Origin of the sequence: Okeania sp. SIO2C2, assembly GCF_010692625.1 — a bacterium.
In the GTDB taxonomy this organism is placed as follows: Bacteria; Cyanobacteriota; Cyanobacteriia; order Cyanobacteriales; family Microcoleaceae; genus Okeania; species Okeania hirsuta.
Genome location: NZ_JAAHGM010000007.1, coordinates 51,846 through 76,891 on the forward strand (window position 1 = coordinate 51,846; position 25,046 = coordinate 76,891).

The 25,046-nt window shown below is 32.8% G+C and carries 21 protein-coding genes; 9 read left to right on the top strand and 12 right to left on the bottom strand.

Annotated features, from left to right (window positions below; genetic code table 11):
• Positions 1 to 23: 23 nt before the first annotated feature.
• Positions 24 to 452, top strand: coding sequence for a DUF1824 family protein (locus F6K18_RS06740; protein ID WP_124146585.1), 429 nt, complete (start codon positions 24 to 26; stop codon positions 450 to 452).
• A gap of 178 nt (positions 453 to 630) precedes the next feature.
• On the opposite strand, the gene glgA is transcribed toward F6K18_RS06740, so the two are convergent.
• From glgA to F6K18_RS06760, 4 genes are all read right to left on the bottom strand, one after another.
• Positions 631 to 2,046 carry a glycogen synthase GlgA gene (glgA, locus tag F6K18_RS06745; protein WP_287519674.1) on the bottom strand — a complete coding sequence of 472 codons (1,416 nt, stop codon included), beginning with the start codon at positions 2,044 to 2,046 and terminating at the stop codon, positions 631 to 633.
• 841 nt (positions 2,047 to 2,887) lie between these two features.
• Positions 2,888 to 3,352, bottom strand: coding sequence for a DNA phosphorothioation-associated protein 4 (locus tag F6K18_RS06750; RefSeq protein ID WP_124146587.1), 465 nt, complete (start codon positions 3,350 to 3,352; stop codon positions 2,888 to 2,890).
• Positions 3,353 to 3,612: 260 nt separating this feature from the next.
• A complete protein-coding gene (locus F6K18_RS06755; protein ID WP_287519677.1) occupies positions 3,613 to 3,861 on the bottom strand; it encodes a Rid family hydrolase in 249 nt (82 codons plus the stop codon).
• 57 nt (positions 3,862 to 3,918) lie between these two features.
• Positions 3,919 to 4,254 carry a nucleoside triphosphate pyrophosphohydrolase gene (locus F6K18_RS06760; protein WP_287519678.1) on the bottom strand — a complete coding sequence of 112 codons (336 nt, stop codon included), beginning with the start codon at positions 4,252 to 4,254 and terminating at the stop codon, positions 3,919 to 3,921.
• 874 nt (positions 4,255 to 5,128) lie between these two features.
• Here F6K18_RS06760 and F6K18_RS06765 point away from each other — a divergent pair.
• Positions 5,129 to 5,908 (top strand): class I SAM-dependent methyltransferase, encoded by a 780-nt coding sequence (locus F6K18_RS06765; RefSeq protein ID WP_375341295.1) that lies wholly within the window; start codon positions 5,129 to 5,131, stop codon positions 5,906 to 5,908.
• Between the two features lie 1,175 nt (positions 5,909 to 7,083).
• Here F6K18_RS06765 and F6K18_RS06770 read toward each other — a convergent pair.
• From F6K18_RS06770 to F6K18_RS06785, 4 genes are all read right to left on the bottom strand, one after another.
• Entirely contained in the window at positions 7,084 to 7,548 is a 465-nt protein-coding gene (locus F6K18_RS06770) for a DUF4332 domain-containing protein (RefSeq protein ID WP_287519680.1), read from the bottom strand.
• 500 nt (positions 7,549 to 8,048) lie between these two features.
• Positions 8,049 to 10,115: an AAA family ATPase gene (locus F6K18_RS06775; RefSeq protein ID WP_287519681.1), complete on the bottom strand. Its 2,067-nt coding sequence runs from the start codon at positions 10,113 to 10,115 to the stop codon at positions 8,049 to 8,051.
• Positions 10,112 to 10,357, bottom strand: coding sequence for a hypothetical protein (locus F6K18_RS06780; protein WP_287519682.1), 246 nt, complete (start codon positions 10,355 to 10,357; stop codon positions 10,112 to 10,114). The genes F6K18_RS06775 and F6K18_RS06780 overlap by 4 nt, the downstream gene beginning before the upstream one ends.
• A gap of 2,018 nt (positions 10,358 to 12,375) precedes the next feature.
• Entirely contained in the window at positions 12,376 to 13,728 is a 1,353-nt protein-coding gene (locus tag F6K18_RS06785; protein WP_287519940.1) for a DNA phosphorothioation system restriction enzyme, read from the bottom strand.
• Between the two features lie 913 nt (positions 13,729 to 14,641).
• Here F6K18_RS06785 and F6K18_RS06790 point away from each other — a divergent pair.
• The 4 genes from F6K18_RS06790 (at position 14,642) to F6K18_RS06805 (ending at position 18,586) form a co-directional block, all read left to right on the top strand.
• Positions 14,642 to 16,567: a heavy metal translocating P-type ATPase gene (locus tag F6K18_RS06790; RefSeq protein WP_287519684.1), complete on the top strand. Its 1,926-nt coding sequence runs from the start codon at positions 14,642 to 14,644 to the stop codon at positions 16,565 to 16,567.
• A 306-nt stretch (positions 16,568 to 16,873) separates the two neighbouring features.
• Positions 16,874 to 17,731, top strand: a complete 858-nt coding sequence (locus F6K18_RS06795; protein ID WP_287519685.1) for a sugar kinase — start codon at positions 16,874 to 16,876, stop codon at positions 17,729 to 17,731.
• A gap of 189 nt (positions 17,732 to 17,920) precedes the next feature.
• Positions 17,921 to 18,178, top strand: coding sequence for a hypothetical protein (locus F6K18_RS06800; protein WP_287519686.1), 258 nt, complete (start codon positions 17,921 to 17,923; stop codon positions 18,176 to 18,178).
• Between the two features lie 144 nt (positions 18,179 to 18,322).
• On the top strand, positions 18,323 to 18,586 hold the full coding sequence (locus F6K18_RS06805; RefSeq protein ID WP_353735021.1) for a hypothetical protein: 264 nt from the start codon (positions 18,323 to 18,325) through the stop codon (positions 18,584 to 18,586).
• 391 nt (positions 18,587 to 18,977) lie between these two features.
• Here the strand turns inward: F6K18_RS06805 and F6K18_RS06815 are convergent, their stop codons facing one another.
• Together F6K18_RS06815 and F6K18_RS06820 are read right to left on the bottom strand one after the other, a co-directional pair.
• On the bottom strand, positions 18,978 to 19,106 hold the full coding sequence (locus F6K18_RS06815; protein WP_287519957.1) for a hypothetical protein: 129 nt from the start codon (positions 19,104 to 19,106) through the stop codon (positions 18,978 to 18,980).
• Positions 19,066 to 19,956 carry a GlcNAc-transferase family protein gene (locus F6K18_RS06820; protein WP_287273758.1) on the bottom strand — a complete coding sequence of 297 codons (891 nt, stop codon included), beginning with the start codon at positions 19,954 to 19,956 and terminating at the stop codon, positions 19,066 to 19,068. Before F6K18_RS06820 ends, F6K18_RS06815 begins: the two co-directional genes overlap by 41 nt.
• 459 nt (positions 19,957 to 20,415) lie before the next feature.
• On the opposite strand from F6K18_RS06820, the gene F6K18_RS06825 reads away from it, so the two are divergent.
• Positions 20,416 to 20,676 carry a hypothetical protein gene (locus F6K18_RS06825; RefSeq protein ID WP_124143742.1) on the top strand — a complete coding sequence of 87 codons (261 nt, stop codon included), beginning with the start codon at positions 20,416 to 20,418 and terminating at the stop codon, positions 20,674 to 20,676.
• A 441-nt stretch (positions 20,677 to 21,117) separates the two neighbouring features.
• Here F6K18_RS06825 and F6K18_RS06830 read toward each other — a convergent pair whose 3' ends face one another.
• Positions 21,118 to 22,719: a DGQHR domain-containing protein gene (locus F6K18_RS06830; protein ID WP_287519688.1), complete on the bottom strand. Its 1,602-nt coding sequence runs from the start codon at positions 22,717 to 22,719 to the stop codon at positions 21,118 to 21,120.
• A gap of 194 nt (positions 22,720 to 22,913) precedes the next feature.
• The gene (locus tag F6K18_RS06835) at positions 22,914 to 23,057 is read right to left on the bottom strand and encodes a hypothetical protein (RefSeq protein WP_287519690.1); all 144 of its coding nucleotides are present in this window, start codon (positions 23,055 to 23,057) and stop codon (positions 22,914 to 22,916) included.
• 759 nt (positions 23,058 to 23,816) lie between these two features.
• Between F6K18_RS06835 and F6K18_RS06840 the strand changes: the two genes are divergently transcribed.
• Both F6K18_RS06840 and F6K18_RS06845 read left to right on the top strand, forming a co-directional pair.
• Positions 23,817 to 24,803 carry an HNH endonuclease gene (locus F6K18_RS06840; RefSeq protein ID WP_287519692.1) on the top strand — a complete coding sequence of 329 codons (987 nt, stop codon included), beginning with the start codon at positions 23,817 to 23,819 and terminating at the stop codon, positions 24,801 to 24,803.
• Between the two features lie 41 nt (positions 24,804 to 24,844).
• Entirely contained in the window at positions 24,845 to 25,009 is a 165-nt protein-coding gene (locus F6K18_RS06845) for a hypothetical protein (protein ID WP_287519694.1), read from the top strand.
• Positions 25,010 to 25,046 lie beyond the last annotated feature (37 nt).

Below are 25,046 nucleotides of genomic sequence, written 5' to 3' on the forward strand. Positions count from 1 at the left end.
CGTCATACAATTTACAGTATTATATGTCCACTCAAAACATTCAGAATCTCACTGTTGTTCAAGCTGAAGAAATCCTCCATAAATTTGCCTGTCAAAACATTAAGTTAGTAGAATCACCAGAGGAAAAAGCTATTACTCAAGCAGCAATTTTGCTATTAGCTAATTTGTCTGACTATCAAATGTTGGGAATTTGTGCCGAATCAACTACTGAAGCTTTATCTGCTTTAGAAAGCTATCTAGGGGCATTAGGATATAATACTACCCTAATTGATGATTCTAATTTTAGAACAATTGAAGGTTCAGTTTATATCAAGTTTAATGGGATAAAAGAGTCATATCATCTTGAATCCTATATTGGAGAATATAGAGGGGTATTAGTATCTTGTCAATCTGCTGAAGATACAGGAATTAATGGAACTTATGGTCATTTACCGCTAGATTTATTTACTTAAAAAAAGCATTTTTGATGTTAATTCAGTAAATTAACTAGCTTGAAAAGCAAGACGTTCGGAGAAATAAAAAAGCTGACAACTGATAAATTTCAGTACAAGCTTTCTATAAAAAGAAAAGAAATAAAGAAATAAGGAATTGGGTGTTTTAACTCAATTCCTATTCTAAAATTAGGTTTTACTAGACTAATTCAGGCTCCTTGTCTGTTGTTGTTTCTTCCTCAGGTAAGCCAAGTATTGATTTGTACATTTTAATATACTCCTGAGCTGATTTGTCCCAACTAAAGTTTTCTCTCATACCGCGTTTCTGTAATTCTTGCCATTGCTCTTTAAAGCGGAAAGCTTCACAAGCTCTAACCATTGCAGTAAAGAAGTCTAGTGGTTCATAGCGATCGAAACAATAGCCAGTACCAGCATTGTTAACTGGATCATGGAAAGATACTGTATCAACTAACCCTCCTGTGCGACGCACAATAGGTACGCTACCATAACGCATGGCCAACATTTGACTAATACCACAAGGCTCAAATCTACTAGGCATTAAAAAACCATCGGTACCTGCATAGATCCGCCGAGATAGGGCATCATTATATAAAAGTTGGACACTCATACGACCAGGGTAACGAGTAGCTATCTGCCACATTTGGGTTTCATAGAAGCGATCGCCTGTGCCTAACAATATAAACTGACTATCGGTATAAGCCATAAACCGATCCAATACTTGCAGCATTAAATCAAGTCCTTTTTGATCTACCAGTCGGGAGACCATTCCTGTTAAAAACGTGTTTTTATTTACTTCAAAGCCTACCTCTTCTTGGAGAGCAATTTTATTAGCAGCACGTTTTTCTAAGGTATCGATAGTATAAGTTTGAGCAATGTATCTGTCATTAGCTGGATTATAAAAGTTCAGGTCAATACCATTAAGAATACCTGTTAACTTACCGCTAATAAAAGACATTAAACCATCTAGGCGTTCGCCATAAGCTGGTGTTTGGATCTGACCTGCATAAGTAGGAGAAACAGTAGTTACCCGGTCGGCAAACTGTATTGCTGCAGCCATTGTATTATGTCCCTCCATATACCAGGGACACCAAGTAATTCTTTCTAATAACCAGCGCCAAGGTCCTTGATAAGCTAGGTTATGAATAGTAAATACGGTTTTAATATCTGGGGTTTCATGCATCCAAACTGGAATCATGCCTGTGTGCCAGTCATTGCAATGAATAATATCTGGTTTCCAGCCATTCCAGCAAAACTCAGCCGCTCCATTGGCAAATAGAGTGAACCTCCAGTCTTCGTCATCTCCGTAGTAGATACGACGTGGCCAAAAAGACGGATGGCCAAATAGGTACAACGGCACGTCGCTTTTTGGTAGTACCGTCTCATAAATGCTAAAGCTTTGATACATGGCATTTCCTTCCCAGATTGGTTCTTCTGGAATTTCCATTTTGTCGCCCAGAAAGCCATAGTAAGGCATAAAGATACGGACATCGTGACCCATGGCCCGTAGCACTTTGGGTAAGGCTCCGACTACATCGGCCATACCACCAACTTTGGCTAAAGGAGCTACTTCAGCTGCCACAAATAAAATTCGCATGATTCTTTAATTTGCGTTCCCTTTTTGATGCTCAATATCGTCATCATACCTGTATGGGCGCACCTAAATATAAGTCAAAAGTTAAAAATTAAAAGTCAAAAGTCAAAAGTCAAAAAAGAGTTATATCATCTTCGGTTGAACAGTTATAAATAAACGATGAAGGGGGACCGAGGACCGAGGACCGAGTCAGGAGGGAAGAAAGAAGAAGAAAGATGAGGAGAAGGAGAAAGTTTTTTGATCACGCTATTATCCGGACATGATATTATTTGATTTGATGATAATTCAGGCTGAGAAAAGATAACATTAATATTAAGTAGCTAGATAGATGTTAAAAATTATTGTGATTAAGGGTCTCAGTTAGGTTTGGGAGTTAGGTACAGAGAGTAGAAGACGGAAGGGAAGAGGTTTTTTTGTTAGATTACCATTACATTAGTTAGGTTTTTTCACTTTCTTAATTTATGTGCTAATTAGCGTTATTAAAACTAAATTTTTGTCTATATTTATCACCGAATAATTCATAGTTAATAATTAATAATTTCAGATTTTAAGCTTCTCGGGGTAAGAAAAAAAATCATTTATTTTTCTTTTGAGTCAATCCTATTATTTTTGAAAATAGGTAATTGTTAATACTAAATTCATAAGAAGTTGCATAGAATAATATTTTGATCGGGGTTGACTGTAGATCGAGATAGACAAGTTAATAAATTTGATAATTCTGTGCCACCTCACATCAAATTGGTATAATGACCAATACCTAATACCTAACACCTAACACCTAATTCTGTGAAGCCTCACATCAAATTGGTATAACTGTTAATTGTTGATTTTTGAACTTTTTTATTTATTTCAAAAATTTAGTTAAATCAAATTCTGCTTCTGGCTGAGATTTTTGATATCTCTGGGAAATTAAGACTAATAAAAGTCGTTCTGAATAATCTACTGCACCCCGCATTTCATCTCGTAATATTTCTAACCCTCCATTGGCATACTCTTCAAATATTTTAATGTAATTTTCTTCTATTTCTTCATTTGTTGGAGAGAGAATTTGTGTATCTTTTGTGTCGGCGATCGCGATTAATTTAATAATACTGTCATATCCCCTAGACCAAAAAACTTCAATACTAATTGGACCTGGTTCTCTTTGAGAAATTTCTGTTAGTGGAACTCGGTGGTTTTTCTTAATGGCTAAAGATGCGGCAAATACCATTACATCAGCATAAGTTTTAAAAGGAGCTGTTTTTTCTTCTGACTCGGTTAAAGCTTTGACTAAATCTGCTTTATCTCTGGCAATTCTAATTCTATTCATTACTAAAAATTAAATATATTAATCTGTTCGAGATGTGTAAAATTTTCAAAATTATAGATTGAAGCTATGAAGTTTTTACCGAATAATTAAGGTTGAAATTCTCTCCTTTAAAGGAGAAACAAGCGGTCGTTAGCGTAGCTTCCCGTAGGGTGGGATGGCGATCTTCGGAGCGGGTCTGTAAGAACGGGTCTCCTCGCCATATCCAATCGACCAAGAGAGAAAAATTTTTCCTTAAGCGTCAATCCTCTCCTTGAAAATAATTAATAATTATTAATTATTAATTGTTGAACTATTTCTTCCCATTTATCGATATTTGTTACATAAATTATGGTTCTGACTACGTCTTTTAAACTTGCTCCGACTGTCTGTAAAGCTGTTTCAATATTCTGGATAATTTGTACAGTTTGTTCATCAGTGTGTGTACTCATAATTTTCCCAGTTTTATCGGTAGCAGTAGTACCTGAGACATAAATAAAATTACCGATTTTTACTGCACGAGAATAACCCACAATTGCTTCTCAAGGTGTGTTAGTTAAGATGTTTTTCCTCAACATTTTTAATAGTTTCTATTTAGTATTATTTTCTTTTGTCCACAATAACATGATTTTCTGCTCAAAATCTCCTTTAGTTGCGCGTTTTTGATCTCGTTCGAGTGTAATTTGATTATGAGAAATTCCATAACTTTTGAGTAAAGCATCTACTACTTCTAATAAGTCAGCTATTTCTATGGCTAAATCAGCGTTACTTGCTGTTGCTGCTTCTTGGGCTTCTTCAATAAGTTTTTCTCGTAATGCTTGGCGATATTCTGTTTCTGAGAGAGTGATAGTTTCACAGTCTAAACCACTTTTACGGATAATTTCGGGAATGCGATCGCGTACTAATTTATTATATTTTTGAGGCATAATTGTATTACTTTACCAACTAATTGTTATTGATTGCTTGAATTGATATAAACTACTGTATCTCAAATTAAAATATATACCAAGACTTTCAATAATTAATAATTAATCATTAATCATTAATCATTAATCATTAATCATTAATCATTAATCATTAATCATTAATAATTAATCATTAATAATTAACAATTACCTCTTCTTGAAAAGAAGAGGATTGACGCGGTAGGGAAATTTTTTTCTTGTTTCTCTTTGTAGAGCGACAACTCGCGGCGCATCCAAGGAGAGGCTTTAAACCTTAATCATTCGGTAAAAAGGGGGATATTTATCTTGTTTATCTATCGTGCTATAACTAAATTTATTAAATTGAAAATCATGTTTTTTTTGTTTGGATATATAGCTTTTTTTTCCTATTTACTTCATAACTTATAATTAATAATTTCAGTTTTTAACCGTCTCCGTTTAAGAATAAAAAACATTGATATTTATTTTGATAACAAGATTGAATAAAAATCAGAGGTAATTATTAATTGTTAATTGTTTAACGAGTAAATTATTGCTTTAGCAGCGGTCGTTAATTCACTCTATTCAATCAAACGGTTAGAAGCAGATATATAATACCATTTTCAAAAAATATTGCTACATTGGCTATTCAAGGTATTAGGTGTTAGGTGGTAGGTGGTAGGTGGTAGGTTTAATAAATAAACAATGAAGATTTTTCAATTCCGTTAAGCATCTATATTTTACTGTAACAATCTTTCTTGAATTTGGTATAAGGCGACTATCAGGAAAGTAGTTATAACTAAATTTTGTTTTGGCTTTACTTACTAATTTGGTGGAATATGATAAGATTATTCTAGTTATTTAATCCTAGTTAAGTGTGAATAAATTGTTCATCAACTATTTAAAAAATGTAGGCATAATTTTATCTATAGTTTTTCTAAGTCTAATCTTAAATGCTTGTTCTGTAAAAACTAATGTAGTTGCTAGTTCCGATGGAGTTTATAAATATAAAACTATCCATAATCCGGAAGGTATTGGGAAATTTTATCTAGGTCGAGAAATAGCTAAAGTTATGGGTCATGAAGGTGCTGCTTGGTTAGAAAGACCTAGCAGAAGTTATAGAGAAAATCCTCAAAATGCTATCGATCGTCTTGATTTAAAATCTACAGATGTTGTGGCAGATATTGGTGCTGGTACTGGTTATTTTACTTTTAGAATTAGTCCTTTGATTCCTCAAGGTAAGGTGATTTCGGTAGATATACAACCGGAGATGTTGGAGTTAATTAATTTTGTTAAAAATGAGGAAAATATTACTAATATTGAGACGGTTTTAGGGGATGTAGATAATCCTAATTTGTCTCCTTCTACTGTTGATATTGCTTTGTTAGTTGATGCTTACCACGAGTTTGAATATCCGCGAGAAATGATGTTGGGAATAGTTGCTGCTTTGAAGTCTGGTGGGCGGGTTATTTTATTGGAATATCGGGGTGAAAATCCGATGATTATGATTAAAGGTTTGCACAAGATGACTGAGAAACAGGTAAAAAAAGAAATGAATTCTGTGGGTTTGGTTTGGCAAGAGACTGATGATTTTTTACCACAACAACATTTTTTAGTGTTTAAAAAGTCTGATTTTTCTCGAGCAAATTACAATTAAATAGCTGGATTTCTCATAGGAGAGCTATTTAAATTCTCTCTAATTGAAAACGAATAATAATTTATATTTATGTGAAATACTATTTTTTAGTTGAATAAAAAGTCATGAGCATGGGCGAGTTAACCCTTATAGTTAAATCTTCTCACAATTATTTGGAGAATGCAAGGCAAACTATCTTGCTTGATGATTTTAGGTGCTTCACAAGATGAAAATTTTTCCGGTTTTTCAATAGAGCGTTGGCGGAGCAAGTGCGGTAGCTACATCGCTATCAATCAATAACTAATAAAAATTACCTCAAATCTGGTTATATCTGGGTCTTTTATTTCTCTAGACTGTTTGTGGCAGTGAGTGCTGAGTATTTCATATATTTTTCTTGATTGAATAAAAAGTCAAGTGCATAGGCGAGTTAACCCTTATACTTAAATCTTCTCACAATTATTTGAGCAATGCAAGGCAAAAAACCTGGGCGATTTTTTAGGTGCTTCACAGAATGAGAACTTATGGGGTTTTTCTTTATTAGCGATCGCTTCTATCAAAAATGCAGCTTTGAGGACTCCCGGTATCATCTCCGATTTACCAGGAGAGAATGTCAAATTTGTGTCTTTTATTTCTCCAGACTATTTCATAGATATTTCTTGATTGAATAAAAAGTCAAGTACATAGGCGAGTTAACCCTTATACTTAAATCTTCTCACAATTATTTGAGCAATGCAAGGCAAAAAACCTGGGCGATTTTTTAGGTGCTTCACAGAATGAGAACTTATGGGGTTTTTCTTTATTAGCGATCGCTTCTATCAAAAATGCAGCTTTGAGGACTCCCGGTATCATCTCCGATTTACCAGGAGAGAATGTCAAATTTGTGTCTTTTATTTCTCCAGACTATTTCATAGATATTTCTTGATTGAATAAAAAGTCAAGCGTATAGGCAAGTTAACCCTTATACTTAAATCTTCTCACAATTATTTGAGCAATGCAAGGAAAAAAACCTGGGCTTTTTAGGTGCTTCACAGAATGAGAACTTATGGGGTTTCTCGCTAGATTTTTTTAACTTTAAGCTGTAGGGTTGCTGTTTTTTCTCTTAGTCCTAAAGATATCAGGATATTAGTTAGTATATTCCTTTAATTGTTGGGAGTTAAACTTCAAAAATCATTATTTGTTTACCACTACCTTTTTTCTTAATCAGACCAATCTATAGACCATTTTTTTAATGGTAATTTAGTAGTTGGCACATTGTTATGGGCAGCTTTTCTTTGAAGATTTGTTGCCTGAGCAACCCAACTTCTAACCATACTTAAACTAGGTAAGCGTTGCACGAGTTGTTTTTGATGGTTAAGCTTCATCATCTGATAGTGGAGTGTTTCAGGAAACCGATTTTTTAATTCAGAAATTGTATGTATTCCCAAAGCTGATAATAGGGAAAAATATTCCCGATCTACTCCTTTAATTTGTGATAAATCAGCAAAATTAACCCACTGAATAATCAGGTCTTTTTCAATAGAAGTAGCTTGCTCCAATTCTTCTATTCCTGCGAGAGAAGAACATTTTTCTAATAGTTCTGCAACATTAGTAATACCTACTCCTATTAATTTTTCAGCATATACAGAATTCATGCCTTCAATATCTTGAATATTATGTATCATAATTTCTCTCCTGTTTAACATTTGACTATTTTACCTCTTTCCGAGGAGCTATATTCAAGAAGTCAAAAATCAGAAGTGTGTTTGCGGAGCATTCGGACTGAAAGTTAGAAGTTAAAATTAGCGGGAGATTGTTACTCACCACTAATTTTTAACCGCTAAAATAAAATTGATAGCGGGGGTCGCGTCACTATATTTCTCAGTCTAAAAATAGAGATTTTATTACCGAAAATGATTGTGCGAAAAACTTCTGACTTGGTGAGTTCCTATTTCTGACTTTCTTAGGTCATGCTGCACAAACGAGCACAGTGATAACGGAATAATCTTATGTATAAATGCAAGATAAAAAGGGTGAGATTACTCTAAAATATCTCCACTTAACAACTTGAATTGATATTACTAATACTAATTCACATAAATAATGTAATTTCAGTTATCAGTTGCCTCCTGCTGGAAGAACTGCGTTAAAAGTACCTCTAGCTGTTTGCACAGCATTTTAGAGTTTAATCATAATCTACCTCAAGTACTTCTGTATATTCAAACTCATTCGGACTACGTTTTACCAAAGGATAAGATTCTCCACTTAACTGAATAGCATCTTCTTCACAATCTAATTTTGGAGAATTATAAGAAAGCACATATTCTCTACCAATATAATCAGCCATTTCTTCCGCTACTTCACCTCGCCATTGAGTTTTAGTTACCAATACAACTAATTGATTTGCTAATTGAGGAATAATATTAGCAATTTGTCTGCGATAAATTTCATCTAAACTGCCAAAAGGAGAATCCATTACTATGGGAAAAGTGCTACTATCGGGTCCCATTAAAGTGTTTTTTTGACTCCAGATTCTTACTTCGTCAATAATACTACCAATAAATGCCAAACTGAGGATTTGATTTTCTCCTGTAGAAGCGGCAACTAAAGCATCTTCTCCACCAGTATTTTCTACTAAAGTTAATTCATAATTTTCATTCAATTTAGGAATATAGGGAGTAAAAGAAATTTCTGAAAATAACTCTTGTACTCGTTTTTCTAAAGAAACTCTAAACTGTTTTTCTAGACGCGCTCGGACTTCTATCAATCTATTGATAGCATCTTGAGTAGCTGCAATTCGCCTTTGGGCTAAAACTTGTTTTAATTCATTCATTTGTTGTTTATCAAGTTGTTTATCTAAGATTTTAATTTCTTTATTTAAAGTTTCTAGCTGTAGAGCATTTGACCCAGTTTCTCGGTTTAAGTTTCCTACCTTAATTTCTATTTCATCTAACCGTTTTTGTAACTGCTGAATATCTTCATCTGGATAACTTCGTAGTTTTTTTTGAACTGACTCTAACTCATTTTCAACCCGTGAAAGTTGATGACGCAATTTTTCGATATTAGCTTGTTGTCGATCGACTTCATCCCAAAACTCTAGTACTTGTTTATCAATTTCATCTATCTGTATACTCATTCTAATTGCGGTTTCTTCTACATCAGCAATTTCGGCTTTTTCCATCCATTTTTCTACTGATTTTCTCCCTAGAGAATCTATAGTTAATTCTGCTCCACAAATACAACGTTGTTTTTCTAATAACTGTTGTACAAACTGTCTTTTGATTCCTATGGGCAACTCACCTTTTTCTTTTAAATTACCAAAAATTTCTCGGAATTTTCCTATGGCATCTGACAAGAAAACCATATAACCACGAGTTGATATAGCTCTTTTTAACCCTTGATAAGCTTGTAATATTTGTTCTTTGATTGATACTACCTGGATGTTTAATTGGTCTTTTTGTTGGGGTAATCCTTCTGCACCTTTAAATTCCACTAAACGACTACTAATTTCTTTCTTAACTTCTCGATGATCTTGTAATTCTTTCTCTATCTCTGTTTGGCGTTTTGATAATTTGTTAATTTCTTGTTCAATTTGATTTTTTTCTTTCAGCAGTTTTTTAGTTTCAGGATTACCAATTAATCTCAAATCAGTTTCTAAGGATTTTTTTGCCTCCCCTAAATGTCTAACAGAACGATTTAATACTTCAATTCCTAATAATTCTTTCGTTGCTTCTGCTATTTCACTTTTCCGGTCGTCTCTAACAATATACTCAATTCTTTCTCCGTCAAAAAAGAAATATCTATGTAAACTTTCTGGCAAAATTCTACCAATAATATCATCAGGATGTTCTGGAGGTGGAGACCAACGTCCGTCATCTCCAGCTATCTGCATATACAATTCACTTTTACCATGTTCAATTTCATTTTTTTCATTGCGATAAGCTCGAGATAAACGTTTGGCTTGATACCATTTATTATCATGTTCAAATACAATTTCTACCCAACAAGCTATGGCTTTACCAAGTTTTGCTTCTGTAATTGCTCGTTTATTTACCAGTTGAGTTTCTATTATAAAAGCGGCGCTAAATTTTTCATAAAGTACCCAAGTAAAGGCGTTCATTATGGTTGTTTTACCTGCACCATTATTGCCATGAATAATTGTTGTATTTTTCTGGCCTGATGCCAGAATTATTTCTGGTGTTTTTCCATAAAACTGACGGAAATTACACAATATAATTGAGATTAATTTCATTGCACTGCTTCCTTGATAATTTTAAGAATGTCATCATTTATCCGGGGTATTTTTTTATAAAGTCGGTCTTTTTCTAGTTGTAATACTCGCCCAATAATCTGCTTTACTTCTGCTGGTGCGCTGGTAATTGGTTCTTGAATATTATTCAGTTTTGCTTGAGTTTTAATGTCATACTTTGAATGTTTTTCTGAAAAAATTGTTGATATTTTTGTGGTTACTTTGTCTGAGTATTTTAGAGTCATTTTTATTTAAGTAAGAAGGAAGAAGTAATACCAGTTTAAAAAATATTGCTACAAAGTTTTTGTTGGCGGGAGTCAAGAGTTAGAAGTTAAGAAGAGTGCAAGTTATTTAATAGTTTGGCAGGTTATTTTACTGTAAGTACCTGTGCAAAATTAATTTAACATTTGCAACAAGAGAGTAGAGAGTAGGGAGTAGGGAGTAGGGCATAAAAATATACTTTTGTGAACAAGATGTCAATCTAAAAATAATTTTTCCTACCTATTTAAGCTGACCATCAAATATGCAATTAATTTTGCTTGACTACTTAAATATATTTTTTGAATTTGCTATACAAAGCAAGAAGGAAGAAGAAAACTTTATCAATATATATATCATTTGTAAAAAGTTGACGCAATAGATAAAAGGTCTGAAACTCTTACCGATAAATTGTGGTCTAAAGCCTCCCCTTTTAAGGGATAAAAAAAAGAGAATATTCCTTATGCCAAGCCTCCTTATTCCAGGAGGTACTGTTAGCGTAGCTCCTCCTGAGGAGGCTAACTGATAACTAAAATGACCTATGTTGCTAGATGAGTTATTGCTTAATTATGTGGATATTTTTACTAACTAATACCAATTTCTTGAAGAAGAAAGTAAGCTTGATTAATATATATAGCAATCCTAAATCATTTGTCAAAAATCCATGCAATAGATCGACAAGTATGAAATTTTTACCCATGTTGTTAGATGAGTTATTGCTTAATTATGTGGATATTTTTACTAACTAATACCAATTTATTGAAGAAGAAAGTAAGCTTGATTAATATATATAGCAATCCTAAATCATTTGTCAAAAATCCATGCAATAGATCGACAAGTATGGAACTCTTACCCATGTTGTTAGATGAGTTGTTGCTTAATTATGTGGATATTTTTACTAACTAATACCAATTTCTTGAAGAAGAAAGTAAGCTTGATTAATATATATAGCAATCCTAAATCATTTGTCAAAAATCCATGCAATAGATCGACAAGTATGAAATTTTTACCCATGTTGTTAGATGAGTTGTTGCTTAATTATGTGGATATTTTTACCAACTAATACCAATTTCTTGAAGAAGAAAGTAAGCTTGATTAATATATATAGCAATCCTAAATCATTTGTCAAAAATCCATGCAATAGATCGACAAGTATGGAACTCTTACCCATGTTGTTAGATGAGTTGTTGCTTAATTCTAAAGAGAGGTATATAAACAGGGAGGAAAAAAGGTTTAATTTTGACAATTGCTGCCTGGTCTAAAGTGTTTGGTTGTAGGCAGGAATTACATATTAATCTGTAATTAAATTCTTGTGAATTTTGTTTGCTATAAGTAGGCACACAAAATAACCAGTGCATTTTAATTTTAATAAAAAATAGTGGCATTCTAGATATAGTAGGAGATTTAACGTTCAGAAAATAGATTGGAAATATACAATTAATTTTGCTGAGGCACTTAAGATGTAGCAATCCTATTTAAGTTGTAATATTTTGCTGGTAGGGGCGAATAGCCATTTGCTAACGTAGAAGCTCTCCGCTTTATATGTTGCGGAGCAAAACGCCCGTACAGGAAGACTGAGTTAGGAAGACCTAGTCATAATTTTAAAGGTTTTCAGTTCAAATTAATTATTATAAAAATTGTCATAACCAATGCGCGGATTGCTATAGAACTGTTATCGGAGTTGATAAATAAATTAATCATAAAAATTGGGTAAACAAAATAGACAGAACTTAGCTTACTGCACTTTTAAGGATGGTAAGGTAAAGTCTAATTTTAATCTCTATTTATTATTCCCTGTTTGTTTGGATAAAGCACTATAAATCTGTACTTCATCAAGTCTAAAACTGCTGTAATTGAAAAGAATCAATAATTTTTCAAAATTTCAAGCGTTCTAATCCTTCTACTAGAATTGACACAGGGAGACTTTACTAAATATTTTAACTTGATTCTTCAAAAATTCATCTGGTAATAATACGGTTAAACAAAATCCATTAATTTTTCAGATTCAAATATCTAACAATCCGTATCTTTTTTGAATGTTTAATAACTTTCTCCGAGCTTCCCCAGAATTATCTGCTAAATCAGCAAATTCTAAGAAGCGTTTTAATTCTTTTCTGAGTAAATTTCTTTCTACTTCCAAGGTACTTCTACCCATATCTGGAGGCAAAACAATCATATCAAATAAAGTTGCCCTTTCTTTACTTGGATGAGGCCGTAAAATTCGTCCTCTTCTCTGGATAAATTGTCGTGGATTTTGACTACTTGCCAAAATAACTGCATTTTTAATTGCTGGTATATCTACCCCTTCATCTAAACAATGAATTGCTACTAAACCTTGTAATTCCCCACTTTCAAATTGTTGCCTTAATTTTTCTCTTTTTTTAATTGAAGTTTCAGCAGTATAAGTATTAACTCGATAACCTAATTCATAACCTAATATTCTTACCACTGCTTCCATTTGTCTTAAATTTGAAATATCTTCAGTTTCTACCGAACTATCCCCACAATAAAATAAAGTATGACTGGTTTGTAAACGATTAGCCATTAATGCTTTTAATGCTGTTAATTTATTCGTTGCTGAAGCGACTAAACGGGAACGCTGAATTAATAAAGCTGTTAAATCTTCTTTTTCTATTTCTACATTTTCTTTTTCTGATAATAATAATGCCCAACCAATTTTGGAAGTTAATTTAGCATAAGCGCGACTTTCTGTTTCAGTCAATTCTACTAAAATTGGATAATAAAGATAACGAGCTAAAGCACCTTGTCTAATCGCATCAGCCAAAGTTAATTCAGGCTGTAATACTTCACCAAAATAATCTAAAATTGCCGTAGTTCCTTGGTCATCAAAATATCTTTCTGGCGTGGCAGACAAAGCAAGTCTTAAACCAATATTTTTTGGTAAACTCTTCTCTAACTTGGGCGAACCTAAATGATGTGCTTCATCCCCAATAATCAGAGTTTTTTCAGGAAAATATTTAATTTGAGATTGGAGACTGTCTGAAATAAAAGTAGAGTTTGTAGTAATAACAGTAATAAATTTTTCATAGCCAGAATGAATATTATAAAGTGTAGTAGAAAGTTGATTTTGCCAAGTATGTACATTCTCAAAAGCGAGAATTGGTTGGAGAGAAAATTTTTCACATTCTCTTCCCCATTGAGTTACTAAATGACGATAAGGACAAATAACAATTAATGCTTGTAAAGCAATTTTTTGATAAAGTTGAGTAGCGATCGCTAAGGCAGTTATTGTTTTTCCACTACCTGTTGCCATCTTCAAAATTCCCCTACCTCTATTTGTAAACCAATTATTAATAGCTTGTTCTTGATAGGGTCGTAATTTAAGATGAGATGGCATTATTGGGCAGCTAAAGTCTATTATTAATTTATTCACTTTTTTTAATTTTTTAGATACACCAATTTCTTACTAATAAATCTATTTTATAGCAATTCCCAAAAAGAGTGAGGTACAAAATTTTTTGGTTCTAGGGAATAGGGAATAGGGAATAGAAAACAAATAAAGATAAGTGTACCTAATTAGGTTGAGAAACCCTATATCAAAATTACCACTTAGCTATAGCTATCCTCAATAGAACATGAACACTTACAGCAGTTTTGTAGTTGATGAGGTACAAAATTTTAGGACTTTAGGGAGTAGGGAGTAGGGAGTAGGGAGTAGGGAGTAGGGAAAAAAAGATTAGCCTTAAAAGCGTACCTCACTATTCTAAAAAGTGCTGTAACCATACATAATTATTAGACATAAACGTGAAAAAGATATAGATTTTTGGCTGAAGTAGACAAGAGATACTCATGCAAGATATTTTGATTGAAGAAGGAGTCAGGAGGGAAAATTGCATCGGGATTCTAACCCCAAACAATTTTGAACACTGTTTAGACGGTGGGGTATTAAACCCATAATTAAAATGAGAAAAATGTATGAAAATAAAACTATTATTGATTTTATGAATATGTCTATATTATTATGCTAATGTCAGAATTCAGTTAGCTATTGATTTTGGAGGGGTTCAAGAATTAAGAATTAAGAATTAAGAATTTATAATTACCTCTTCTTATAAATAAGAGAATTGGATCAAAGGATTTTTTTCTTTTTTCTCCATGAATGGAGAGGCTTTATACCTGAATTTTTCGGTAAAAGCAATTTAAAAATTCAGATAGAATAAAAAGTCACTACTAGATTACATTCCCTTAACAGTGAGAAGTAATCATAACTATGTTGCCAAAAAACTTAGTAAAAACTATCTTTAACTAAGATGAATCAGAAAAATTTTTCTCTGCCTCAATACCTCCAACTTGCTCAATATTATCCAGAAGCATTTGCTGCGGGAACCTGTGCTGTACTGATTTTTTTGAGTTGGTTTTGTTTACAAATTAATTGGGTTGGTTTAGCACTATTAATTCTAGCAACAGCTTATGTAATTGGTGGTTATGAAAGTGCTAAAGAAGGTATAACAACTCTCTGGTCAGAAAAAGAATTAGATGTTGATTTATTGATGATTGTTGCTGCTTTGGGAGCTGCTGTTTTAGGTTTATGGCAACAAGAATATCACTTAATAATTGATGGAGCAGTGCTAATTTTAATTTTTGCTATTAGTGGCGCTCTGGAAACTTTTGCTATGGAGCGAACTGAACGTAATATTCAAAAATTAATGGCTATTACTCCTGATACTGCCAGATTAATAGTCGATAATCAAGAAACAGAAATTCCAGTTAATCAATTAAAAATGGGAGATTTTGTCTTAGTTAAACCTGGAGAACTTATCCCAACTGATAGTATTATTATTGAAGGCAGTAGTACCATCAATCAAGCTCCAATTACAGGAGAATCTATACCCGTTGATAAGACTGTAGGAGATGAAGTTTTTGCAGGTACATTAAATGGTAATGGTGTTTTAAGACTACAAGTAAATAAATCTCCAGAAAGTAGTTTAATTCAGCGTGTAATTCGTTTAGTTGAACAAGCAAAAACTGAAACTCCACCCTCTCAGAGATTTGTGGAAAAGTTTGAGAAAATTTACGCCAAAGTTATAGTTATCTCAGGTCTATTGCTTGGAATTTTACCCCCATTTTTATTAAATTGGAGTTGGGAAACTACAATTTATCGAGCTTTAATATTTTTAGTTGTTGCTTCTCCTTGTGCTTTAATGGCATCAATTATGCCCACTTTATTATCTGGCATTGCTAATGGAGCTAGACAGGGAATTTTATTTAAAAATGGTGCTCAATTAGAAATGATGGGAGAAGTTCAAGGAATTGCCTTCGACAAAACAGGAACTCTGACTACTGGGGAACTACAAGTTGTTGATATTATCCCCAAAAAAGGTAAGTCAGAAAATGAAGTTTTACAGTTAGCTGCTGCCCTAGAATCTTGTTCTGAACATCCTATTGGAAAAGCTATTACTCAAACAGCAATTACAAAAAATATTCAGTGGCAACAAGCAACTAATGTTATAGCAAAAACTGGGGAAGGAATTACTGGTATTGTTGATAGTCAAATTATTATGGTTGGCAAAGAAAATTTAATTAAGTCAGAAGTAAATAATTTTAGTTCCTACTTTTTAGATGAAAGTAACCGCCTCCAAAAACAGGGGAAAACAGTGATTTTTGTTGCACAATCACAAGAAATTATTGGCTTAATATCTGTTGCTGATACTGTCCGTTTAGAAGCTGGTAAAATGATAAATCAACTCAAGTCTATGAAGATAAAATCTATAGCTATGCTGACAGGAGATAATCAACAAACTGCTCATAGTGTTGCTCAAAATCTTGGTATAAATCAAGTCTATTATGAATTATTACCAGAAGATAAATTAACAGTAATTAAGCGCTTGCAACAACAAAATAGAAATGTAGCAATGGTAGGAGATGGTATTAACGATGCTCCCGCTTTATCCTTAGCTACAGTTGGTATTGCTATGGGTAATGCAGGTAGTGATGTTACCTTAGAATCAGCAGATATTGTATTAATGGCAGACCGCTTAGAAAAATTAGTAGAAGCTATAAATTTAGGTCGTCGCGCTAATCGTATTATTAAACAAAATATTACTTTTGCTATTGGGTTTATTTTCCTATTATTAGTCGCTAACTTTACTGGAAATATCAATATGCCTCTTGGAGTACTCGGTCATGAAGGGTCTACAGTTTTAGTAACATTAAGTGGTTTACGTTTACTAAAATAATATTGAAGAAGGAAGAAGGAAGAAGGAAGGAAGGAAGAAAAAGTAGATGGGGATAGTCTTCGACAAGCCGCTCGCTCCGCGTCTACAAACCCCAACCAATTGTAAACACCCCCGTTGACGGTGGGGTATTAAACTCAAAAGAAAAAGATCATAATATAGCAATCATACTAAACCTGACTTGGCATGATTACTAGAAAAAAACTGGGTATTTTTAGCAAACATTTATCAATTTGTCTGACACGCTCTTTGATTTTATTTTGAATACTGTCAATATATTTTTTGAAGTTGCTAAAGCAGAAATAAAAAGTGACTAAAACCGGACTATTTGTGGGATTAATAACCTTAGATTTACTTTATATCACAACAACTTATCCCGAAAAAAATCAAAAAATTGTTGCTGCCGATTATACTATTACAGCAGGGGGACCTGCCACAAATGCAGCGGTAACATTTAGCTACTTTGATAATCAAACAACTCTTCTCTGTGGGCTAGGAAATCATCCGATAACTCACCTAATTAGAGCAGATTTAGAAAAGCATAATGTCACGATACAAGACTTAGATAAAAATCGTTCCGAACCTCCACCAGTTTCATCAATTATTACTACTCAAAATACAGGCGATCGCGCTGTAATTTCTATCAATGCTACTAAGTCTCAAATCTCAAAAGAATTGATTGACCCAGATATTATTAATAATATTGATATTGTTTTAATCGACGGTCATCAAATGGCAGCGAGTTTAGAAGTTGCTCGAATTGCTCAGTCAAAAAATATTCCTATTGTTATAGATGGTGGTAGTTGGAAACCAGGATTTGAGGAAATTTTACCTTTTGTTGATTATGCTATTTGTTCTGCTAATTTTTATCCTCCTAACTGTGAGAGTCAAGAGGAAGTTTTTACCTATTTAGCAAATCAAAATATTCCACATATTGCCATTACTCAAGGAGAAAAACCTATCAAATATTTGAGTCAAGGTAAGTTTGGTAATGTGGAAGTTCCAAAAATTAATGCTGTTGATACTTTAGGTGCTGGTGATATTTTTCATGGAGCTTTTTGTCACTATATTTTTCATAGAGAATTTACAGAAGCTTTGACAAATGCTGCTAATATTGCTGCTCATTCTTGTAAATATTTCGGAACTAGGCAGTGGATAATTAGTTAACAGTTTATTTAGTTATCAGTTATCAGTTATCAGTTAACAGTTATTAGTTGTCAGCGATTATTTGTTTCAAATCAAGATAGTAGCAAAGTTCAACTTATTCCAAGAACATATAAAGGTGAGAAGGATGAAATTTCTAGAATAACGAATTTTGTCACCTTCTTGATATTATTTTTTACTATTCCACAAATCTTGGAATTGATTCCAGATTGGGGTAAAAATCTAGCTTTTTTGGCAAAATTAATTATATTTGTATTTATCATTCGAGACATAGGTAGTTTTTCTAAAAAAATTGCAGAGCTTCTAATACTGCCTTTTCAAATAAGTAAAACTCAAAGAGCTAAGTACAACATAAATATACAAGATTCAAAAATAGAGGATTCAGGTATATCAATTGGAGATATAGTTAGGAGTTCTTTTAAGCAGGAGCGACAAAAAGATGAAAAATAGCACAATAATTTGATAATTTGATTTGGGTATTGATGCCAAACTCTACTATCAATACAATCTCATATTCTTACTTCTTACTTCTTCCTTCTTCTTTCTTGCTTCTTCCTTCTTCCTTCTAATTTCTGACTTCTCCCTTCTTCCTTCTTGCTTCTTGCTTCTTCCTTCTTAAAGAGTTTTCCTTTAAGTGCAGAAATTATTTCTCCTACAGATTTAGCTGAAAATGTCTTTTTAAAAGCTCAAGAATATTTAGAATCTGGTGGCGAAGAAGTTTGGTTAGTTTTTCCTGAGAGTAAATGGATAATAATAGTTACTGAAAATCAAGGTTTAATGTTTACTTCTGGTCAGGTTGTTACTACTCAAAAAATTTTAATAGGTTTTAGTGTGGCAATAGATGATTTATTAGCTTGAGAATTAATTACTTTTTAGTGTTGACTTGAAATTTTTTCTGATTCATAAATTCAGAGAACTTTCCGATTTTCAAGAAATAGAAAAATTCCCACGCTTGTAGTTGGCTAACTTCCTGATAACTTTTAACTTTTAACTTTTGGTGAAGAAGTTTGGTTAGTTTTTCCTGAGAGTAAATGGATAATAATAGTTACTGAAAATCAAGGTTTAATGTTTACTTCTGGTCAGGTTGTTACTACTCAAAAAGTTTTAATAGGTTTTAGTGTGGCAGTAGATGATTTATTAGCTTGAAAATTAATTAGGGTTTGCTGTGAAAAAGTCTTTTGGTCAGAGTTAGGAGTTAGGAGAAAATCATATTTCCAGCAAAGCGAAAAATTTTCACCTTTGTACTTAACTAATTTCCTTCTAATTTTCTGACTTCTAACTTTCTGACTTCTAACTTCTCCCTTCTTCCCTCTTCCTTCTTCCTTCTTCCTTCTTCCCTAAATAAAACGAATAAACCAACGTTCCTTAAAACTAACACCAGCTAATGCTTCATACTCTGCCAAACTTCTGACATTTCCTAAACCATAAATCCCAAAATCTTCCGTAGCAGTTTCCATTCCCAAAATCTGACGAAAACGAGATTCAGATATCTTATTTTGTACCCACCAATCTTGATGATCTTCCCAATGTACAACCCGCTTTTTACCAGTATTATAAAAATGCCAACAAACACTAAGATTAGGATGATAAATATCCCATCCCCTTGTCCAAGCTTTCGCAGCAAATAATACCTCTTCCCCAGTAAAATAAATCTCCGGGTCGTAGGGTACTTCCTCAATAATTAACCCATCTGCAAAAATAAACCCAGCAGCAACAAAAGCTCCTAGTTGTGGAATACTACATTTACTCAAATCGCCTATTGCTCTCAAACTTAAAATACCAGGATCTCCAAACTCCTTTGCCTCTAAACGACTTGGCGTATCCCCAACCAATTCCCTGGGGGGTTTGTAAGCAGGAGGGTAAGTACTCAAAAGAGGTTTTTCACTAGGACACATTTCCAGCATTTTAATCAATTCTATGTCCCAGCCAGGCAAAAATCTCATGTGGGCATCAATTTGTAGAGTATAACGTTCCTTTTGCCACAACTTTTGTACCAAAGACCTCGCCCAACCTACGCCACGAGCTTCAGAAGCAGGCACTGCAATAATACGACAATCTTTAATACCTTTAAGTTTGCTGATATAGTCCTTTTCCTCATCCGTACCATACTGCCAACAAATGCCAAAAGTGAGGCGTTCAGGATGAGTGGCATGGGCGATCGCTTCTTCTACTGTTGGGACTAATTCTAAATCGCGATAGGCAACTATTTGAATAAAAATACTATCCATAAAATTTGTTTATAGCCATCTTAATTATGTTGTTTAAACTATTACTACTTTAGATAGAACAAATCAGAATCAAGTTATTTAAATACTCAAATCCTACTTTAAGCAAAAACTTTGACTTTTTTTACTTTTTTATAAAAATTACAAGCCAAATCCAATTTGATATTGTATCAACGATAAAAAAGAATGCCACAACAAAAAGGAAATTTGAAAATTACGCCTAGAAAGAGCTTCTTCCATACTAAAAGCCACCTATCTCTATATATAGCTCCAATTATTTTCTTCAACATCCGTAGATCCACAAAAGGCAACACTATACCATTGATCTAGATCGCAAAAGACATAAAAATTTTTCACAATAACACTTTGACTAGCCTCACTGAAATTACGGCATGAATAATCAGATGATATATTAAGATTGAACAATTGATTAAAATTCAGGATTTTTACTGATATTAAATTATGGAAGTTAATACTAATAATCCAATAAATATTAATTCTGAAATACCTAGTCCTGTTGAATGGGTAGAAGAACATTATTCGATCGCCAATTTAATAGATACTCTCACCGATCTACAAGAGGTACTTGACCATGGACTACTATTCCAAGATAATCAAGATGGAGAATTAGTTATTAATGCTGATATGAAAGATTTACTACGAGAAGAATACGGGCATCAACATTGGCAGTATTTAGAAAAATATTTATTGAGTAATAGTTAAAAATAATATTCTGTAGTGTAGTATTACTGAATAAAAATTGCGATGAAATTATTGTAAGCGCAGACTTATTTTTTTTGACTCCACAAACTTCTAAAATAGCTTTCATTGCAGATAAATTTTTGCAGTTTATTGCACTAAAGCTAGTCTCAATAATTTGAAAAAATTCAAAACATCAATCAACTCTTCCTTACCGAATAATTAAGGTTTAAAGCCTCTCCTTTAAAGGAGAAACAAGCGGTCGTTAGCGCAGCTTCCCGTAGGGTGGGATGGCGATCTTCGGAGCGGGTCTGTAAGAACGGGTCTCCTCGCCATATCCAATCGACCAAGAGAGAAAAAATTTTCTTTTGAGTCAATCCTCCCCTTGAAAATAAGAGGTAATTGTTAATAATTAATTATTAATTATTAATTATTAATTGTTTAACTTGACTTTTTTCTAACACTTTAAGACAACATTTTCGGCAACCCTACCTTTTTTAATTCCACAAACTTACCTTGAAAATCTACAGCTTGATTATCCCCAACTCTCCTTGCTTCTGCCAACTCTCGACGAATTTCTGCTCGTTCCATTTTGTCAGAAACTCCACCTAATATATAGATAAACAATCTCATCGCTAAATCTCTCCCTGCTACAGACATTCGCTTCCGATTAAAATCATATAAAACCCCATACCAAATAGAGTCAGAAAATTCTATTCCACTCAAACCACCATCCACATCATACTTATTTAATTTCTGAAAAACTTCCTCCAAGGAAAAGCCTTTTTTATATATTAAAATTCCTAGAGCTTCAGCAAAAGCAATTTGCCCAACAGGTCGGAATAAAACATGACCTTCTCCTGGTTTTATTTCAAAACTAAATCTTCTCAATTCTGGAGTTTCGACACCATTTTCTAATCTTGAATAACTAGGTAAATTAGATAAATAATTCCAAAACAACATAAATTCCTCTAGTCCCTCTTCTAATTCCTCTTCTTCGGGACGCATTGGAATTAAACCTTTATCTGAAGGTTTCCAATGAGGATAACGAGGTTTTAAATATCTTTCAGACATTTCTTGAATTGCCTGAAGAGTTGTTAAAACAGTAGACTTAGTTGCCACAGTTGCACTATCCCAATTTACCCGTGGATTTCTATCATCTTTCTCCTTTAATAAAGGATGATAAATTGCTGTTTTTCTAGCCACAATGGCAAATCCATCATCCTCATTTAATAATGCCAACTGCCCTTTACTTAATTTTACAGCAGTCAAATTTACATGAGCAAAAACTGATCTAACTCTCCGTCGTGCTTGTGCTCTACTTTCTCCTTTTACTACTGCCGGAATAAATTCTATACCTATTTGTTCGTAAGCTAATTTTTGTAATTCTGGTAATTCAATATGATGGGTTTCCGCTAAATCATCAATGTTAATAGCTGCACCTACTGGTTTTTTTTGTTTGTTATATCTAGGCAACCTACCTGTCTTTATTAATTCCATTAAACCTTGAATTCCCATCAGTCGATGTTGACCGTCTAGGGCAAATACTGCTACTTCTAAACGTAGGTCTAATAATCCTACTTTTCCCGCTGAATCTAGGGGTAAAAAATCAGTAGCAGATTTATTTGCTTCACCATTTTTATTCCATTCTTCTGCTTTGGGATTATCTACCCAACTGGGGCTAATTACTACTAATACTGCTGGAAATTTATGTGCTTTTCTTGTTGCTAAATATAGGGTTAATGGAGCTTGACGAGACCAATCTAGGGGACGTTGTTGAATTTCATCTATTGTTTCTGCGTCACGAATTATATTATCTGTTTCTACATCAAATTTTTGCCGAAATAATGGTAGTTGAGAGGCAAAACGTACACGACTATCTAACCATTCTAGAGTAACGGAACCGATGTAAGCTTCCGTTTTTCCCATCATGGTTTTTTGTACTAAAAGTCTGTCATCTTTGCCTATATGTTTGTCTAAAAGGATAGCGATCGCTTCTCTTTCTCGATTATCGTTTTCTAAAATTTCTTTTGCTATTTCTGAGGTGGGTTTATTGGTTTTTTTCATCGCTGATTTTGGGAAATATTTTTAACAATTTTTAAAAAATTATGTATATATAAATTTTTGTTAACGAATGTTTTTAAAAACTATTTGATTGATATGATTGTTAATCGTAAGTTATTTGTATATCATATACAATTTATTATGTCAATATTAATCAATGAAACACAAGGGGTGAATATTAATGTCTTTTTTTACCCTTAAAATAAGGATACTTTGAGATTTTTGACACTGAAAATTGCTTCAAACTCAGCAGTAAGTACATAAGCAAAATTAATTACATATTTTGTTCCTAAATTCTCAAGCACTTTTTTTAGATATTGAAGTAAGCTGTTCGGTTTCATTCTTTCCTAAAAACTTTTCTATGGGCGATATGAAAGACACGCTCAGTAATTTCAGGAAATTATTTCAAATTTAAATTTGAAAACTATTTATGACATTTTTAAAGTGAATTGGTATGAATAGATTTTAATATTTAATATCGTGATTGCATTCTTACTTAAAATAGAAATAACATCTATAGAAATGGGTGCCTCTCAATTTTGAATAAAGCCAAAAATTTATTGCTTTAGGGAACAGGGAACAGGGAACAGGGAACAGGGAATATATAGGAAAAAAGTATTTTTGCAAATATGAGATACACCCATAGAAATCCAATTTCAGTTGTAATATTTTGGTGATAGTTAAGAATCAGAATATTAAAGGTTTTCCTTGAAAATTAACTGTTATAAAAATTTTTATAACCAATTTAGCATCGCTATAATAAATATAGCAATCAGGTGTCAGATGTGAGAGATTGATTGCTGTATTACTTGATTTATAAGAAAATTAAATATCATTTCTCATAAATCATTCCTGATTACTATAATTTATTTTTCTATGTAAAGAGGAGGGGTGAAAAATTTATTGATTTTGCCGAAGTACAACATTACAGTGACAGGTATTGCTGAGAAACTAATCAAGTTAACTTTGTAATTTTAAAAAGGAGGAATGAGAATAGTTATAGTAAATTTAATTCTGGTAGTTATTTGAGATTTAATTGGGCATATTTATTTAGTTAATCTGCGAGTTTATGACAAATAAATACTGAAAATATAGATGTTTTGCATAGGGCTATAAATGAGCAAAAATCAAGAATTAAACAGGGAAAAAATTTAGCATACTATTGTCAACGTTTTACCGAACTTAAGACAAGTCAAAAGCTTGGCCATAAGGCCGAATATAAACCAATCTTGATTTTATCTGTGATTGATTTGATTACACAAGGTTTAATCAATAATAATCATATTTCTGTATCTGAGGAATTAATTAGTACCTTCAATAAACATTGGGATATTTTATCTTCTGGTATTTATAAAGGTAAAAATCGTTTACACCTTCCTTTTTATTTTCTAAAGAGTGAAGGATTCTGGCATATTGATCTTAAAAGTAATTCTTTAAAGCAACCAAGTTCCGTGAAAAAGTTGAAAGAAGTAGTTGAGTATGCCAGTTTAGACCCAGAACTTTTTGAACTATTGCAAGACAAAAATTATAGAAAAGAATTAATAGATGTACTAATTGCAACTTGGTTTTCAGCTAATCAAAAAGATATTAAAGAACTTCTAGCAATTAATGAAAGATTCCAAAAAGAGGATGATGAGGAAAAACATTCAATTAATTTATTGAACCAACAGCAAAAACAGCCTAAATCATATCTCAGAAAATCTGTAGTTAGAGATGCTGTCTTTCGTAAAGCAGTTGTACATAGCTATAAATATAAATGTGCTTTTTGTGGAATGAAAGTCACCATGTCAATAAAGCAAAATATTGTAGATGGATCCCATATCAAACCATTTGCCAAATTTTATGATAATAGAATAGATAACGGCATATCATTTTGTAAAAATCATCACTGGGCATTTGATAAAGGTTTATTTACAATCTCTGATGATTATAAAATTATTGTTTCCAATAACTTTCAAGAAGAATCACCAAATTCTAAATCAATGAAAGAATTTAATTATAATCAGCTTTGGTTGCCAAATGAAAAAGAATCTTTCCCCAGAATAGAAGCTTTACAATGGCATCGCCAAAATGTATTTATCTCATAAAAATACAGAATAAATTAAAAAAATTTTAGGAGTCTTGAAAAATGGTAGGAATACAAAAATCTCTTTTTCCAGAGCGGACAACTGCTGAACCAATCAAAGATATAGAAAAGCTAACTATAGAAATTCAAGAATTATATTGTCTTGATGAAATCCCCTTAATTGTTGGATATTCTGGAGGAAAAGATAGTAGCAATGAAGGAATTTAATAGTAATCAGCTGTGGTTGCCAAATGAAAAAGAATCT